The sequence below is a fragment of the Deltaproteobacteria bacterium genome, from assembly GCA_016875395.1.
In the GTDB taxonomy this organism is placed as follows: Bacteria; Myxococcota_A; UBA9160; order UBA9160; family UBA6930; genus VGRF01.
The window spans coordinates 35,837-52,755 of sequence record VGRF01000014.1 but is presented as its reverse complement, the minus strand read 5'-3'; the positions used below and the strand labels follow the sequence as shown (position 1 = coordinate 52,755).

General features: G+C 70.1%; 13 protein-coding genes. All 13 read left to right on the top strand.

Translation table 11 applies throughout. The features are described 5' to 3' along the window. Positions 1 to 64 precede the first annotated feature (64 nt). Complete coding sequence (locus tag FJ091_12320) at positions 65 to 1,276, top strand: YihY family inner membrane protein (protein ID MBM4384138.1); 1,212 nt, start codon at positions 65 to 67, stop codon at positions 1,274 to 1,276. Positions 1,277 to 1,321: 45 nt separating this feature from the next. Then, on the top strand, positions 1,322 to 2,470 hold the full coding sequence (locus FJ091_12315; GenBank protein MBM4384137.1) for a cysteine desulfurase: 1,149 nt from the start codon (positions 1,322 to 1,324) through the stop codon (positions 2,468 to 2,470). Between the two features lie 22 nt (positions 2,471 to 2,492). Further along, entirely contained in the window at positions 2,493 to 3,533 is a 1,041-nt protein-coding gene (mnmA, locus tag FJ091_12310; protein MBM4384136.1) for a tRNA 2-thiouridine(34) synthase MnmA, read from the top strand. After that, a complete protein-coding gene (gene rnc, locus FJ091_12305; protein MBM4384135.1) occupies positions 3,530 to 4,237 on the top strand; it encodes a ribonuclease III in 708 nt (235 codons plus the stop codon). Before mnmA ends, rnc begins: the two co-directional genes overlap by 4 nt. Then, the gene (gene era, locus FJ091_12300; protein ID MBM4384134.1) at positions 4,227 to 5,087 is read left to right on the top strand and encodes a GTPase Era; all 861 of its coding nucleotides are present in this window, start codon (positions 4,227 to 4,229) and stop codon (positions 5,085 to 5,087) included. Before rnc ends, era begins: the two co-directional genes overlap by 11 nt. Before the next feature lie 167 nt (positions 5,088 to 5,254). Beyond that, a complete protein-coding gene (locus FJ091_12295) occupies positions 5,255 to 6,580 on the top strand; it encodes a 3-hydroxyacyl-CoA dehydrogenase family protein (protein MBM4384133.1) in 1,326 nt (441 codons plus the stop codon). Positions 6,581 to 6,620: 40 nt separating this feature from the next. Then, entirely contained in the window at positions 6,621 to 7,853 is a 1,233-nt protein-coding gene (locus FJ091_12290; GenBank protein MBM4384132.1) for an acetyl-CoA acetyltransferase, read from the top strand. Between the two features lie 79 nt (positions 7,854 to 7,932). Further along, complete coding sequence (locus FJ091_12285) at positions 7,933 to 8,862, top strand: hydroxymethylglutaryl-CoA lyase (GenBank protein MBM4384131.1); 930 nt, start codon at positions 7,933 to 7,935, stop codon at positions 8,860 to 8,862. A 121-nt stretch (positions 8,863 to 8,983) separates the two neighbouring features. Continuing rightward, on the top strand, positions 8,984 to 9,415 hold the full coding sequence (locus FJ091_12280) for a MerR family transcriptional regulator (protein MBM4384130.1): 432 nt from the start codon (positions 8,984 to 8,986) through the stop codon (positions 9,413 to 9,415). Next, entirely contained in the window at positions 9,412 to 12,786 is a 3,375-nt protein-coding gene (locus FJ091_12275) for a methylmalonyl-CoA mutase family protein (GenBank protein MBM4384129.1), read from the top strand. The genes FJ091_12280 and FJ091_12275 overlap by 4 nt, the downstream gene beginning before the upstream one ends. Before the next feature lie 66 nt (positions 12,787 to 12,852). Beyond that, positions 12,853 to 14,988 carry a methylmalonyl-CoA mutase gene (scpA, locus tag FJ091_12270; GenBank protein ID MBM4384128.1) on the top strand — a complete coding sequence of 712 codons (2,136 nt, stop codon included), beginning with the start codon at positions 12,853 to 12,855 and terminating at the stop codon, positions 14,986 to 14,988. After that, entirely contained in the window at positions 14,985 to 15,992 is a 1,008-nt protein-coding gene (gene meaB / locus FJ091_12265) for a methylmalonyl Co-A mutase-associated GTPase MeaB (protein ID MBM4384127.1), read from the top strand. The genes scpA and meaB overlap by 4 nt, the downstream gene beginning before the upstream one ends. Positions 15,993 to 16,085: 93 nt before the next feature. Then, on the top strand, positions 16,086 to 16,736 hold the full coding sequence (locus FJ091_12260) for a hypothetical protein (GenBank protein MBM4384126.1): 651 nt from the start codon (positions 16,086 to 16,088) through the stop codon (positions 16,734 to 16,736). Positions 16,737 to 16,919: the final 183 nt, after the last annotated feature.

The following is a 16,919-nucleotide window of genomic DNA, read 5'->3' as shown; positions in this document are numbered from 1 at the left end:
CCTCTGGAATCCGGAGCCACTCGAGCCCAAGCCGCTCGGGTGGCTCCGGTCTGTTTTTCAGCTCGTGGTCCTGATCGGCGAAGGCTTCGTTCGCGACGCGCTGCTGCTGCGCGCCAACTCGCTCGCGTACCTGACGCTGCTCTCCATCGTGCCGTTGCTCGCGCTCGGCGTCGCGCTCGTCGACCTCGTGGGTAGCGGGAAGGAGGTCGCGGAGCAGCTGCTCGACCTTCTCGCCGTCGCGCCTGAAGCGAAGCTGAACTTTCTCGCTCGCGTGGAGAGCTTCAACTTCAAGACGCTCGGCGGCGTCGCGAGCGGCGTGCTGCTGGCGACGATGGTGCTCGCCGTCGGGCGCGTCGAGCACGCGCTGAACGCGCTGTGGGGCGTGACGGAGCGGCGCCCGTGGTCGCGGCGGATTCCCGACTACCTGGCGGTGATCGTCGTGACGCCGCTGTTCGTGGGCGTCGCGGTGTCGCTGCGCGCATCTTTCGAGAGTCAAACCCTCGTGCAGAAGGCGCTCGAGTTTCCGCTGCTCGAGCTCTTCTATCGCTTCGGCCTGCGCTGGGCGCCGCTGCTCTTGATCACCGCCGCGTTCGGCTTCCTCTACTGGTTCTTGCCGAACACGCGCGTGCGAAAACGCTCCGCGCTGTTCGGTGCGGTGGTCGGCGCGGTGCTCTTCAACGCGGCGCAGGTCGCGTACGTGCACCTCACCCTCGGCGCGAAGGAGCGGATGGACGAAGCCTTCGCCGCCTCGGCCTGGGTCGTGATGTTCTTGATCTGGGTCTACATTTCGTGGGCGATCGTGTTGTTGGGAGCCGAGGCCGCCTACGCGCACCAGACGCTCTCGCTCTACCGGCGCGAAGTGCGCGGCAAGAGCGCAGGGCCGGCGGCGCGCGAGACGATCGGCCTCGCGATCGCGCTGTGCTGCGCGCGCGCATTCCGCGACCGCGCGCAGCCTTGGCACCCCGACGCACTCTCGGACGCGCTCGACATCCCGCTGCGCACCGTGCGCGACATCCTGCGCGCGCTCGAAGAGGCCAACATCGTGGCCCCGTGTGGCGGTGAGTCGGCGGGCTGCTTCCAAATGGCGCGCCCGATCGAGCAGGTGCGCGTCGCCGACGTGCTGATCGCGCTGCGTGGCGCCGCCACGGTGCCGCTCGGCGTCGCGGATCTCTCGCGCACGGTGAACGGCGTGATCGCCGACGTCGAGCGCGCCGCGAGCGTCGTCGCAGAGGCGCGCAACCTGCGCGATCTGATCGGAGACGCGCCGGCGGCGTGAGCCGCGCGCGAAGTCGGCGTTCTTCACGCTGTTAAGCTGCCGACCGTGAAACGCATCTACCTCGATCACAACGCCACGACGCCGCTGCGCGACGAAGTCGTCGCCGCGATGAGCGACGTGCTGCGCGCGAACTTCGGGAATCCCTCGAGCACGCACGCCGAGGGCGCCGCGGCGCGCGCGGCAGTCGAGCGCGCGCGAGCGGAGGTCGCCTCGTTGTTAGGAGTCGCGAGCGGCGACGTGATCTTCACGGCTGGCGCGACCGAGGCGAACAACGCCGCGCTGCGCGGCGCGCTGCGTGCGCGCGCGGGGCGCGCGCACGTCGTCACCACGACGATCGAGCACCCGTCCGTCGAGGAGCCGCTGCGCGCGCTCGAGCGCTCGGGCGAGGCGCGCGTGACGCGCGTGCCCGTGGACGCGAACGGGCGAGTCGACCTGGATGCCTACGCCGCCGCCATCGGCGAGGAGACCGCGCTCGCCGCAGTGATCCTCGCGAACAACGAGATCGGCGTGCTGCAGGACGTGGCGAAGCTCGCCGATGCGGCGCACGCGCGCGGCGCATGGCTTCACGTGGACGCGACGCAGGCGATCGGGAAGATCCCCGTCGATGCAGTCGCGCTCGGCGCGGACCTGCTCGCGTCGTCCGCGCACAAGCTGAACGGACCGAAGGGCACGGGCTGCCTCGTGGCGCGCAAGCACGCCGCGATCCCGGCGCTGTTGTTAGGGGGTGGCCAAGAGAAGCGGCGGCGCGGCGGCACCGAGAACGTCGCCGGCATCGTCGGCTTCGGCGTGGCATGCGCGCTCGCGCGGGCAGAGCTGCCCGTGCGCACGGTGCGCCTCGAGGCGCTGCGCGACCGGCTCTGGGCCGGGATCGAGGCGAGCATTCCGCGCGTGCGGCGCAACGGCGACGCGCGCTTCGTGCTGCCGAACACGCTCAGCGTCGAGTTCGAGCACACCGCGGGCGAGGTGCTGCTCGAAGCGCTCGACGGCGAAGGCATCGCGGTCTCGGCAGGCGCCGCTTGCCACTCGGGCTCGGTCGAGCCCTCGGCGGTGCTGCTCGCGATGGGACGCACGCCGGCAGCGGCGCGCGGGACGCTGCGCTTCTCGGTGGGGCCGAGCACGACCGAGGGCGAGGTCGCGCGCGTGCTCGAGGTGCTCCCGGCATTAGTCGCGCGCGTGCGCGCGCTCGAGGCGTGACGTGACGCGCGTGGTCGTGGGCATGTCGGGTGGCGTCGACTCGTCGGTCGCGGCGGCGCTGCTCGTGGAGCAGGGCTTCGAGGTGATCGGCGTGACGATGCACCTCGCCGGCAGCGAGAGCCGCTGCTGCTCGCTCGACGACGCCGACGACGCGCGCCGCGTCGCCGAGAGACTCGGCATCCGCTTCTACGTCGCGAACTACAAGGACCGCTTTCGCGAGGAGGTGATCGAGCCCTTCGCGGACGCCTATCTCGCGGGCAAGACGCCGATCCCGTGCGTCGCGTGCAACGACCGCTTCAAGTTCGATCACCTGCTCGCGCGCGCGAAGGCATTAGGGGCAGACGCGGTCGCGACGGGCCACTACGCGCGCGTCGAGCGCGACCCGAGCGGCGAACCGCGACTCTTGCGCGGCGCCGATGCGCGCAAGGACCAGAGCTACTTCCTGTTCCGCCTGACGCCCGCCCAGCTGCGCCACACCCACTTCCCGATCGGCGCGCTCACGAAGCCCGATGTGTGCGCGCGCGCGCGGGCGCTCGGGCTCGCGACCGCGGAGAAGGCCGAGAGTCAGGAGATCTGCTTCGTGCCGGACGGCGACTACGCTAGGGTCGTGGGCGAGATCCGCCCGGGACGCGCACGGCGCGGCGAGATCGTGGACAGCGAGACCGGCCGCGTGCTCGGCACGCACGACGGCATCCACCACTTCACGGTGGGGCAGCGGCGCGGACTCGGCGGCGGCGGCAGCGAGGCGCGCTACGTCGTGCGCGTCGATGCGATCACGAACCGCGTGCTGGTGGGGCCGGCGAGCGCGCTCGGCGCCCGCGGCGCGAGGCTCAGCGGCGTGAGCTGGACGCGCGGCGAGGCGCCCGAGCGCGAGCTCCGCGCGAGCGTGCAGGTGCGGTACAAGCATGCGCCGGTCGCGGCGGTCGTCACCGCGAGTGCGGACGGGAGCGCGCGCGTGGCGTTCGACGAGCCCGTGCGCGCGGTGTCGCCCGGCCAGGCCGCGGTGTTCTACCGCGACGAGGAGCTGCTCGGCGGCGGCTGGATCGAGGAGTCGCTGCCGTGAGCGACGGCGCCGCCACGCCGGTCGACGAAGTCGCCGCGCATCTCGGCTACCGCTTTCGCGACGCCGCGCTGCTCGAGACCGCGCTCACGCATCCCTCGGCGGCTTACGAGCGCGACCGCAGCGGCGGCAACGAGCGCTTCGAGTTTCTCGGCGATGCGGTGCTCGACCTCGCGGTGGCGAAGCTGCTCTTCGAGGCGCATCCCGACTGGCGCGAGGGCGCCCTCACGCGCGCGCGCGCTGCAATCGTGAACACGCGCTCGCTCTCGCGCCGCGCGCGTCACCTCGGCCTCGGCGCGCACATTCGCCTCGGGCGCACCGAGCAGAAGAGCGGCGGCGAACGCAAGGAGCGCGTCCTCGCGAACCTCTTCGAGGCGGTGGTCGCCGCGGTCTATCTCGACGGCGGGCTCGAGCCCGTGGTCGCGCTCGTGCGGCGCGTGTTCGGCGGCGAGATCGCGAGTGGTGCGCTGCTGGAGCGCGATCCCAAGACGACGTTCCAGGAGTGGACGCACGCGAAGCTGAAGGAGACGCCGCGCTACCGGCTCATCAGCGACAGCGGCATCGAGGAGGCGGAGGACCGCTTCGCCGTTGCCGTGGACGTGAGCGGGAGCTGCTGGGGCGAGGGCGTGGGCCGCTCGAAGCGCGTCGCGGAGCTCGCCGCCGCGAGCGCCGCGCTGGAGCGCGTGCGGAAGCAAGATGAGTCCTGACGCGCCCGCTCATCGCGCAGGCGTCGTCGCGTTGTTAGGCCGCCCGAACGCGGGCAAGTCGACGCTGCTGAACGCGCTGCTCGGGCAGAAGCTCGCGATCGTCACGGCGAAGCCGCAGACGACGCGCAGCCGCATTCTCGGCGTGCTCACGCTGCCGCACGCGCAGCTCATGCTGCTCGACACGCCCGGCCTTCACGACGCGACGCGCGCACTGAATCGCTCGCTCAACACGATCGCCGAGGAGGTCGCCGAGGATTGCGACGTCGCGCTGATTCTCGTCGATCCGCGCACGGGCTGGGATGCAGGTCACGCGGCGCTGCGCGAGAGGCTCGCGGCGCAGCGCACGCCCACGCTCGTCGTGGCCACCAAGTCCGATCGCGACGGCGCCGTCCCGGCAGAAGCGGAGCATTCGGTCTCCGCGGAGACCGGCGCGGGACTCGACGAGCTCGTCGCGCGGCTCGTCGCGCTGCTTCCCGAGTCGCCGCCGCACTACGACGCGGAGCAGGTCACGGACCGCACGCTGCGCTTTCTCGCGGCGGAAGAGATTCGCGAGGCGCTGTTCGAGGAGCTGGAAGAGGAGCTGCCGTACTCGACGGCGGTCGAGATCGAGAGCTTCGACGAGTCGCGCGCCGACGGCGTGCGCATTCGCGCCACCCTCTGGGTCGAACGCGACTCGCAGAAGGGCATCGTGCTCGGCCAGGGGGGTCGCAAGATCAAGGCGATCGGCACGCGTGCGCGTGCGGCGATCGCGAAGCTGCTGGAGGGCCCCGCGCACCTCTCGCTGTGGGTGAAGGTCGATCCGAAGTGGGCGAAGAAGCCGAAGAAGCTCGCCGCGCTCGGGTATCACTGAGCGAGCGGGACGCATCCCGCTGCGCGTACTGACATCCTGCGTGCCACTTGCGCCGCGGCTGCCGCGAGGCGGCTGACCCCGAGTCGGCGCCGCGACTCTCCGAAGGGCTCGAAGGCCACCCATGGGTCACCTAAGGTGCGCCTCTTTTCCGGCGCAGGAGCCCCGCAATGGCCATCGACACGAAGCAACTCCGCACGCTGATCGCATCGCGCAAGATCGAGCGAGTCGTCGTGCTCGGCGCAAACGGCACGATGGGCTACGGCAGCGCCGCACTGTTCACGCAGGCCGTGCCGCAGGTGACGTTCCTCGCGCGCAGCAAGGCGAAGGCGGAAGAGGGCCTCGCAGCGGCGATCAAGCAGGTGCGCTCGCCCACGGTCGCGCTGCGCGCGAAGACGGGCGACTACGCGAACGATCTCGCGGCGGCCGTCGCGGGCGCGGACCTGATCTTCGAGGCGCTCACCGAGGAGCTCGCGCTGAAGCAGGAGATGTTCGCGAAGGTGGACGCTGCGCGGCGCGACGACGCGATCGTCGCGACGGTCACCTCGGGGCTCAGCATCAACAAGCTCGCCGAGGGCCGCAGCGCGTCGTTCCGCAAGCACTTCCTCGGCCTCCACTTCTTCAATCCGCCGAACGTGATCGTCGGCACCGAGCTCGTCGCGGGTCGCGAGACGGCGAAGGACGTGGTCGACTTCGTCGAGGCCTTCGCGACCGTGCGGCTCGGGCGCGAGATGATTCGCACGCACGACACGCCGGCGTTCGCGGGCAACCGCGTCGGCTTCAAGGTGCTGAACGAGGCGGCGCAGCTCGCGGAAGAGCACGGGCCGCTGCTCGTCGACAAGCTCGTCGGTCCGTACACCGGCCGCGCGCTGACGCCGCTCGCGACGATCGACCTCGTGGGCTGGGACATTCACCGCGCGATCGTCGACAACGTGTACGCGCAGACGAAGGACGAGGCGCACGCGACGCTCGCGATGCCGGCCTACATGGCGCGCGCGATGGAGCAGGGCACGCTCGGCGACAAGTCGGGCCGCGGCTTCTTCAAGAAGGAAGGCAAGGCGCGCCTCGTGCTCGATCCGGCGAGCGGCGCCTACAAGCCCGAGAGCGAGATCAAGCTGCCGGCGCTGCCGTTCATCGACGAGGTGTCGCGGCTGCATCGCGAGGCGCGCTACGGCGAAGCGATGCAGGCGTTCCTCGCCGCGCACGGCGAGTACGCGGCGATCGCGAAGCGCGTGATCGCGGGCTACCTGAGCTACGCGTTCCATCGCGTCGGCGAAGTGACGGACACGATCGACGGCATCGACCGCATCATGGGCACCGGCTTCAACTGGGCTCCGCCCTCGGTGCTCGTGGACGCGCTCACGCCGAAGGGCGCCGTCGCGCTGATCGAAGGCGCGAAGCTCCCCGTGCCTGCGGCGCTGCGCGCGCTGAAGCCGGGTGAGCGCCTGTTCCGCCACGCCACGATCAACCCCGGCCGCTTCTTCGTCGCCAGCTAGCTCGGCGGCGATCACAACTTCACCCGCACCGGAGACTCTGATGACGACTCGAGAGGTCTACGTCCTCGGCGGCTTCCAGACCGACTTCGCCCGCAACTGGACGAAGGAAAACAAGCACTTCTCGGCGCTGATGCGCGAGTCGGTGCTCGGCGCGCTCGAGCGCTGCGAGATCGCGCCCGAGGAAGTGCAGAGCGCGCACGTCGGCAACTTCGCCGCCGAGCTCTACTGCATGCAGGGCCACCTCGGCGCGTTCTTCACCGAGGTGCACCCCGCGTTCAGCGGCCTGCCTACGTCGCGCCACGAGGCGGCGTGCGCGTCGGGCTCGATCGCGCTGCTCGCGGCGTCCGCCGAGATCGAAGCGGGCCGCTACGACCTGCAGGCCGTCGTCGGGATCGAGCAGATGAAGACCGTCTCGGCCGCGAAGGGCGGCAGCTACCTCGGCACCGCCGCGTGGTACGAGCTCGAGGCGGACGGCGTCGAGTTCCCGTTCCCGAAGCTGTTCGGAAAGCTCGGCGACGAGTACGACGCGCGCTACGGGCTCAAGGACGAGCACCTCGCCGAGATCAGCCGCATCAACTACGACAACGCGAAGCTGAACCCACTCGCACAGACGCGAAACTGGTACATGAACAAGGACCACGCGCTGGTCCGCACCGAGGACAACGCGGCGGTCGGCGGGCGCATCCGCATCAGCGACTGCTCGCAGGTGACGGACGGCGCGGTGACGGTGTTCCTCGCCTCGCGCGAGTACGCCACGCGCTACGCGAAGGGCCGCGGGCTGCGCCTCGATCAGATCCCGCGCATCAAGGGCTGGGGCCACCACACGGCGCGGCTGCGCTTCGCGGACAAGGTCGCGGAGAGCAAGTCCGCGCAGTACGTGCTGCCGCACGTGCGCGCCACGATCACGGATGCGTGGAAGCGCGCGGGCATCGCCGACGTGAACGGCATCGACGGGATCGAGACGCACGACTGCTTCACCACGAGCGAGTACATGGCGATCGATCACTTCGGGATCACGGCGCCCGGCGAGAGCTGGAAGGCGATCGAGCGCGGCGATCTCGAGATCGGCGGCAAGCACCCGATCAACCCGAGCGGCGGCCTGATCGGTGCGGGTCACCCGGTCGGCGCCACGGGCGTGCGCCAAGTGCTCGACGCGGTTCACCAGGTGACTGGCAACGCCGGCGCGTTCCAGGTGGAGGGCGCGAAGAACTTCCAGACGCTGAACATCGGCGGCTCGGGCACGACGAGCTGCAGCTTCATCATCGGCGTCTGAGCGAAGTCGGGCTTACGATGCGGCGCGCGGGAGCGATCTCGCGCGCCGCAGTCGTTTGAGGCACGCGAAGGAGAGCGCGATGGACACGGTGCGGATTCACGAAGCCGGCGCGCGCGACGGCTTGCAGAACGAGGCCGACGTCATCGCGACGCAAACCAAGCTCGAGCTGCTCGGGCGCCTCGCGGACGCCGGCATTCGCTCGATGGACGCGACCAGCTTCGTCTCGCCGCAGTGGATCCCGCAGCTCGCCGACGCGGACGAAGTCGCGGCGCGCATCGAGCTGAAGCCTGGCGTCTCGTACATGGCGCTGGTGCCGAACCTCGCGGGCTACGAGCGCTTCCAGAAGTCGCGCTTCGACGTGGTCGCGTTCTTCGCGTCGGCGAGCGAGTCGCATAACAAGTCGAACGTGAATCGAGGGGTCGCCGAGCACCTCGACCGCTTTCGCCCCGTGGTCGAGCGCGTGAAGGCCGACGGCAAGCTGCTGCGCTGTTACCTCTCGACCGTGTGCGGCTGCCCGTTCGAGGGCGATGTCCCCGTCGCGCAGGTGATGCGCGTGACGAAGCAGCTGCTCGCGCTCGGCGCCGACGAGATCTCGTTCGGCGACACGATCGGTGTCGGCGTGCCGAGTCAGGTGCGCGAGCTCGTGCGCGCGCTCGCGGGCGAGATCTCGCTGGAGCGCGTCGCGCTGCACTTCCACGACACCTACGGCCGCGCGCTCGCGAACGTCGCGGTCGGCTACGAAGAGGGCATGCGCGCCTTCGACTCCTCGCTCGGCGGCCTCGGCGGCTGCCCGTACGCGCCCGGCGCCTCGGGCAACGTGGCGACCGAGGACGTGGTGGACCTGTTCGAGCGCTCGGGCGTGCGCACGGGCGTGAATCTCGACGCGCTCGTGGATGTGACGGACTGGATGGCGCGCGACGTGCTGAAGCGCCCGCTGCCGGGTCGCGTGTACCGGGCCGTGCTCGGCGGGCGAGCGAGGGCGGCACGAAAGGCGACCGGAGCGGGCTGAGTGCGAACGCCGGCGGAGAGCTCGCGCCCCGCGGGGCTCTCCATCCTTCTGTGGCTCCTATGGCTCGTTCCCCCGCCGCTCGATAAGGTTTGCCAGTTCACGTCAACTGGCCGAGGCCGACATGACAGCTGACCCCGCCGCAACCGAGCTCTCCATTTCCGAGGTCTGTGCGCGCCTCGATCTCTCGGCGCGCACGGTCCGGTACTACGAAGAGCTCGGGCTGCTCCCGGGCGTGCGCCGCAAGGCGGGGGCGCGCCGCGTGTACGGCGAGGACGAGCTGCAGCGGCTGCGCTTCATCACGCGCCTCAAAGCGCTCGGCCTCTCGCTGGAAGAAGTGCGCGAGCTGAACGCCGTCTACGCCATCGAAGGCTCGACGCGGGCGATGCTCGCGCGGCTCGACGCGCAGCTCGGCACCCGCCTCGCAGACCTCGACCGCCGCATCGCCGAGCTCGGCGCGCTGCGCGACGAGATCAGCAAATACCGGGACCACGTGGGAGAACGCGTCGAGGCGCACCTCGCCGCCCAGCGCACCCGCGACAAGGAGAACGCATGACCGCCGCCGCCAACGTCACGCCCCTGCACCGCACGCCGCAGCGCATCCGCGTCGTCACGGCCGCCTCGCTGTTCGACGGCCACGACGCCGCGATCAACATCATGCGCCGCCTGCTGCAGCAGCAGGGCGCCGAGGTGATCCACCTCGGCCACGACCGTTCGGTGCACGACATCGTCGAGGCCGCGATCCAGGAAGACGCACAGGCGGTCGCCGTGTCGAGTTATCAGGGCGGCCACGTCGAGTTCTTCAAGTACCTCGTCGATCGCCTGCGCGCGCTGGGCGCCGGCCACGTTCGCGTCTACGGCGGCGGCGGCGGCACGATCGTTCCGGAAGAGATCGCCGAGCTTCACGCCTACGGCGTCGCGCGCATTTTCTCGCCCGAGGACGGCCGCGCGCTCGGGCTCGAGGGCATGATTCGCAAGATGCTCGACGAGTGCCGCGAGCACGCGCTGCCCGCGCGCGCTGCGGACGCGAGCGCGCTCTCGAGCGGCGACTTCGGCGCGATCGCGCGCACGATCACGTGGTTCGAGGAGGAGTCCGCGGACGCGCTCGCAGCGGCGGAGAAGCTGCGCGCGCAGCTGCGTGCGCAAGCTGCTGCGAAGGCGGTGCCGGTGCTCGGCTTCACCGGGCCCGGCGGCGCGGGCAAGTCGAGCGTCGTCGACGAGCTCGTGCGGCGCTTCCGGCTCGACTACCCGGAACGGCGCGTGGGCTTGTTGTTGGTGGACCCGACGCGGCGGCGCTCCGGCGGCGCGCTGCTCGGCGACCGCATCCGCATGAACAGCGTGCACGGCGACGGCGTGTTCGTGCGCTCGCTCGCGACGCGCCAGGCGCACCTCGCGCTCTCGCAGGCCGTGCAGGATGCCGTGCTCGTCCTGAAGGCGGCGGGCGTCGATCTCGTGCTCGTCGAGACCGCGGGCATCGGCCAGAGCGACAGCGAGATCGTCGACCTCGCGGACGCCGCGGTCTACGTGATGACGCCCGAGTACGGTGCGCCTTCGCAGCTCGAGAAGATCGACATGCTCGAGCTCGCCGACGTGGTCGTGCTCAACAAGTCCGATCGGCGTGGCGCGGCCGATGCGCTGCGCGACGTGCGCAAGCAGTGGCGCCGCAACCACCCTGGCGCGCCGAGCGCGGACGACCAGCTGCCGGTGTTCGCGACGGTCGCCTCGCAGTGGGACGACCCCGGCGTGGAGAAGCTGTTCGCGACGCTGCGCGCGAAGGCGGAGTCGCTCGGCGGCTCGTTCCCGGCGCGCGAGTCGAGCGCGCATCAGCCGATCGTGTCGCCGCCGCCGCTCGTGCCCGCGGGCCGCGAGCGGTACCTCGACGACATCGCGCAAGCGGTGCGCCGTTATCGCGCGCGCACGGACGAGCTTGCGCAAGCGGCGCACGCGGCGCAGTCGCTCCGAGCCGCCGAGCGCGAGCTCGCCGACGCCGCTGTGAGCGTGCGCGACGCGCTCGCGACGAAGGCCGCGCAGCGCGAAGCCACGCTCGAGCCCGCGCTGAAGGATGCGCTCGCGCAGTGGCCAGGGCGGCGCGCGCAGTACGAAGCGGAGCGCCAACGCTACGAGGTGCGCGGGCGCGCGATCGAGGTGGAGAACACGGTCACGACGCTCTCCGGCACGAAGCTGCCGCGAGTGTCGGTGCCGCGCAGCGACGACGCCGCCTCCCTGACAAGGTTCCTTCGCCAAGAAAATCTGCCCGGCGAGTTCCCGTACACCGCCGGCGTGTTCCCGTTCAAGCGCCCGGAGGAAGAGCCGGCGCGTATGTTCGCGGGCGAAGGCCCGCCCGAGCGCACGAACCGCCGTTTCCACGTGCTCGCGCAGGCGCAGCCCGCGAACCGGCTCTCGACCGCTTTCGACTCGGTCACGCTCTACGGCCGCGATCCCGACGAGCGTCCCGACATCTGGGGCAAGGTCGGTACGTCGGGCGTCTCGGTGCCCACCGTCGACGACGCCAAGAAGCTCTACTCCGGCTTCGACTTGTGCGATCCCGCGACGAGCGTCTCGATGACGATCAACGGGCCCGCGCCGACGATCCTCGCGTTCTTCCTCAACGCCGCGATCGATCAGCAGGTGGAGCGCCACCTACGCGAGACCGGGCAGCTCGCTGCGGTGCGCGCCAAGTTCGCCGCGCGCGGGCTGCCGACTTATCAGGGCGACCAGCCTGGAACGCACGACGGCCTCGGCCTCGCGCTGCTCGGGATTCGCGGCGACGAAGCCGTCGACGGCGCGACCTACGCGCGCATCAAGGCCGAGGTGCTCTCGAAAGTCCGCGGCACGGTGCAGGCGGACATCCTCAAGGAGGATCAGGCTCAGAACACCTGCATCTTCTCCACGGACTTCTCGCTCAAGGTGATGGGCGACATCCAGGAGTACTTCGTCCGCAACAAGGTGCGGAACTTCTACTCCGTCTCGATCTCCGGCTACCACATCGCCGAAGCGGGAGCGAACCCGATCTCGCAGCTCGCCTTCACGCTCGCGAACGGCTTCACCTACGTGGAGGCGTACCGAGCGCGCGGCATGCAAGTCGACGACTTCGCGCCGAACTTCTCGTTCTTCTTCAGCAACGGCCTCGACGCCGAGTACAACGTGATCGGGCGCGTGGCGAGGCGCATCTGGGCGATCGCGATGCGCGATCTGTACGGCGCCGACGAGCGCAGCCAGAAGCTGAAGTACCACATCCAGACTTCGGGCCGGTCGCTGCACGCGCAGGAGATGGCGTTCAACGACATCCGCACCACGCTGCAGGCGCTCACCGCGATCCAGGATCACTGCAACTCGCTGCACACGAACGCGTACGACGAGGCCGTGACGACTCCCACGGACGAGTCGGTGCGGCGCGCGCTCGCGATCCAGCTCGTGATCAATCGCGAGCTCGGCATCGCGCGCAGCGAGAACGCGCTGCAGGGCAGCTACGCGATCGAGTGGCTGACGGACGCCGTGGAGGAGGCGGTGCTCCAGGAGTTCGAGCGCATCGCGCAGCGCGGCGGCGTGCTCGGCGCGATGGAGACCCACTACCAGCGCGGCAAAATTCAGGACGAGAGCCTCTACTACGAGGCGAAGAAGCACTCGGGCGAGCTGCCGATCATCGGCGTCAACACGTTCGAGAATCCGCACCCCGAGAAATCGCAGCGGCCTCTCGCGCTGCAGCGCGCGACGGATGCGGAGAAGCAGCAACAGCTCGACGCGCTGCGCGCGTTCCAGGCGCGGCACGCGGAGGAGGCGAAGACCGCGCTCGCGAAGCTGCGGAGCGTCGCCCGCGCGGGCGGCAACGTGTTCGAGGAGCTGATGGAGACGGTGAAGGTCGCGAGCCTCGGACAGATCACGCACGCGCTCTTCGACGTCGGCGGCAGCTACCGCCGCTCGATGTGAGCGGGAGTTCCGCAATCATGCGCAGGCGCGCAGCCCGTGCGGCGCGCGACCTCGAAGGAGAACGCGATGTCTGAGCTCGAGAAGTGGCGCGGCCTCGCCGCGAAGGAGCTGCGCGGAGCGGACGCCGACTCGCTCACGCTCACCAGCGCCGACGGCATCGCCGTGAAGGCGCTCTACACCGCCGCGGATCTCGAGAAGCTCGCGCACACCGACACGCTGCCGGGCGCGTTCCCGTTCCTGCGCGGCCCGCGCGCCACGATGTACGCGAATCGCCCGTGGACGATCCGGCAGTACGCGGGCTTCTCGACGGCCGAAGAGTCGAACGCGTTCTACAAGGCGAACCTCGCCGGCGGCCAGCAGGGTCTCTCCGTCGCGTTCGATCTCGCGACGCACCGCGGCTACGACAGCGACCACCCGCGTGTGACCGGCGACGTCGGCAAGGCTGGCGTTGCCATCGACTCGGTCGAGGACATGAAGATCCTGTTCGACGGCATTCCGCTCGATCAGGTCACGGTCTCGATGACGATGAACGGCGCGGTGCTGCCGGTGCTCGCGTGCTTCGTGGTCGCGGGCGAGGAGCAGGGCGTTACGCAGGAGAAGCTCGCGGGCACGATTCAGAACGACATTCTCAAAGAGTTCATGGTCCGTAACACCTACATCTATCCGCCCGAGCCGAGCATGCGGATCGTGGCCGACATCATCGAGTACACCGCGAAGCGCATGCCGAAGTTCAACTCGATCTCGATCAGCGGCTACCACATGCAGGAAGCCGGCGCGACGACGGTGCAGGAGCTCGCGTTCACGATCGCCGACGGCCTCGACTACGTGCGCGCGGCGCTCTCGAAGGGCCTCGACGTCGACGCGTTCGCCGGCCGGCTCTCCTTCTTCTGGTGCATCGGCATGAACTTCTATTTCGAGATCGCGAAGATGCGCGCCGCGCGGCGCATCTGGGCCGAGCGCATGCAGAGGCTGTTCGCGCCGAAGAAGGCCGACTCGCTGATGCTGCGCACGCACTCGCAGACGTCGGGCGCGAGCCTCACCGAGCAAGACCCGATGAACAACATCATCCGCACGACCATCGAGGCGATGGCGGCGGTGTTCGGCGGCACGCAGTCGCTGCACACGAACGGCTACGACGAGGCGGTGTCGCTGCCGACGGACACCGCGGCGCGCGTCGCGCGCAACACGCAGCTGATCCTCCAGGAAGAGTCCGGCATTCCCGCCGTGATCGATCCGTGGGGCGGCTCGTACTTCATGGAGTCGCTCACCGAGAGCGTTTATCAGGCCGCGAACGCGCTGATCGACGAGGTCGAGGCGATGGGCGGCATGACGAAGGCGATCGTCGCGGGCATCCCGAAGCTGAAGATCGAGGAGGCGGCGACGCGGCGGCAGGCGCGCATCGATTCCGGCGAGGACACGATCGTCGGGGTGAACAAGTACCGCCTCAAGGAAGAGACGCAGATCGAGGTGCGCGACATCGACAACAGCGCGGTGCGCGAGTCGCAGATCAGGCGCCTCGTCGCGATCCGCAGCAAGCGCGACGCGAAGCGGTGCGAGGCGGCGCTCGCGAAGCTCACCGAGCTCGCGCGCAGCGGCGCCGGCAACCTGCTCGAGGCCGCGATTGACGCGGCGCGCGCGCGCGCGAGCGTGGGCGAGATCAGCGCAGCGCTCGAGACGGTGTACGGGCGCCATCGCGCCGAGATTCGCAGCGTGTCGGGCGTGTACGCGGGCATGTACCGCGGCGACGGCGAGTTCGAGTCGGCGCGCGCCGAGGTGGAGACGTTCGCGAAGGGCGAGGGCCGCCGGCCGCGCATGCTCGTGGTGAAGCTCGGGCAGGACGGGCACGACCGCGGCATCAAGGTCATCGCGACGGCGTTCGCCGACATGGGGTTCGACATCGACGTCGGCCCGCTGTTCCAGACGCCCGACGAAGCGGCGCAGCAGGCGATCGACGCCGACGTGCATGCGATCGGCGTGTCGAGCCAGGCGGGCGGACACAAGACGCTCGTACCGGAGCTCGTCGCAGCGCTGCGGAAGCGGGGCGCGAACGACGTGGTCGTGATCGTGGGCGGCATCATCCCGCCGCAGGACTACCCGTACCTGCGCGAGCACGGCGCTGCCGCGATCTTCGGGCCGGGCACGGCGGTGCCGAAGGCGGCGCGCGAGGTGCTGCACGCGATCAAGTCGCGACGCGCGGCGTGAGCGAGCGCGCGAAGACACCGCGATTCGAGAGCGCGAGTGATTATTGCGCCGCGATCCGCGCAGGCGATCGCCGCGCGCTCGCGCGCGCGATCACGCTGATCGAGAGCACGCGCGCGGATCATCAGCGCCTCGGGCAGGCGATTCTCGACGCGCTCGTGGGCTTTGCTGGCGGCGCCGTGCGCGTCGGCATCACGGGCCCGCCCGGCGTCGGCAAGAGCACGTTCATCGAGGCGTTCGGTCTGCACCTCATCGAAGCGGGCAAGCAGGTCGCCGTGCTCGCGGTCGATCCTTCGAGCCCCGTCAGCGGCGGCAGCATCCTCGGCGACAAGACGCGCATGGAGCGCCTCGCGCAGCAGGGGCGCGCGTTCATTCGCCCCTCGCCGAGCGGCGGCGCGCTCGGCGGCGTCGCGCATCGCACGCGCGAGGTGATGCTGCTGTGCGAGGCGGCAGGCTTCGACGTCGTCGTGATCGAGACGGTCGGCATCGGTCAGAGCGAAGTCGCCGTGCGCTCGATGGTCGACTTCTTCGCGGTGTTGCTGCAGCCCGCTTCGGGCGACGAGCTGCAGGGCATCAAGCGCGGCGTGCTCGAGCTCGCGGACGCGCTGGTCGTGAACAAGGCGGATGGCGAGCTGCGCGCCGCGGCGCTGCGCTCGATGCGCGAGCACGAGCAGGCGCTCGCGCTGTTTCGCCCGGCCGCGGGCGGCTGGAAGCCGATCGCGATGGCGGTGAGCGCTCGTACCGGCGAGGGCGTGGGCGAGGTGTGGAAGGCGGCGCTCGCGCAGCGAAGTGCGCTCGAGGCGAGCGGAGAGCTCGCGCGGCGGCGGCGCGGCCAGGCGCGCGAGTGGATGTGGAGTCTCGTCGAGGAAGGCCTCGCGCAGGCGCTGCGTGCGCACCCGTCGGTCGCGGCCGCGATCCCGCGTCTCGAAGCGGCAGTTGAGGCGCAAGAAGTCACCCCCGCCGCGGGGGCCCGCGAGCTGCTCGCCGCCTTCCTCGCGAAGTCCTGAATCCCCCTCAACGCTCCCGACCCTCCTGCCGATGAGTAGTGCGCCAGGGCACAAAGCCCGCTTTGCGTGCGGTAGTCGCGTGGGGTCGGTCGGATGGTTCAGATCAACATGGCAGGGCGCGAGATCGTCCTGAAGTTCGTCTACTACGGACCCGCGCTGTCCGGGAAGACGACGAACTTGAAGAAGCTCCACGAGCTCCTCGATCCCGGTTCGCGCGGCAAGATGGTCACGCTCGATACGGCAGACGACCGCACGCTCTACTTCGACTTCCTGCCCGTTCAGTTCGATACCGCCAACGGTTTCGCCGTGAAGATCAAGCTCTTCACCGTGCCGGGGCAGGTGATGCACAAGTCCACGCGCAAGGTCGTGCTGTCGGGCGCCGATGGCGTCGTGTTCGTGGCCGACTCGCAGCGGACCTCCGCCGGCGCGAACGCCTACTCGTTCCGCGACATGGAGGCGAACCTCAAGTCGAACGGGGTCGACTTCGCGTCGATGCCGAAGGTGGTGCAGTTCAACAAGCGCGATCTCCCCGACGTGAAGCCGCTGGAAGAGATCAAGTCGGCGTGGGGCGACATTCCGACCTTCCCGGCGGTCGCGACCCGGGGCGAGGGTGTGATCGAGACGTTCCGGGAGCTGCTGCGGCTCACCTACCGCCAGCTCAACCAGCGCCACCAGTTCCAGGACAAGTTCGGTCTCTCGGAGGCGGACTTCCTGAAGGGCGTGCTCAAGCGCCTCGGGGCGTAGCGGCCCCCGTCGGAGTGGCGCTAGGGTGGCTCTCGTCCCGGCTCGGGGCGGAGTTGTTAAGCCCGGCCTGAGCCCGCGGCGCGACGGAACCTGCGCAGGAGTTGCCGGTCCGTACGACGTGGACCGAGCGAGAGCGCATGACCAACGTCGCCCCGAAGCCCGCGTCGCCCCGGCCCGCCGATT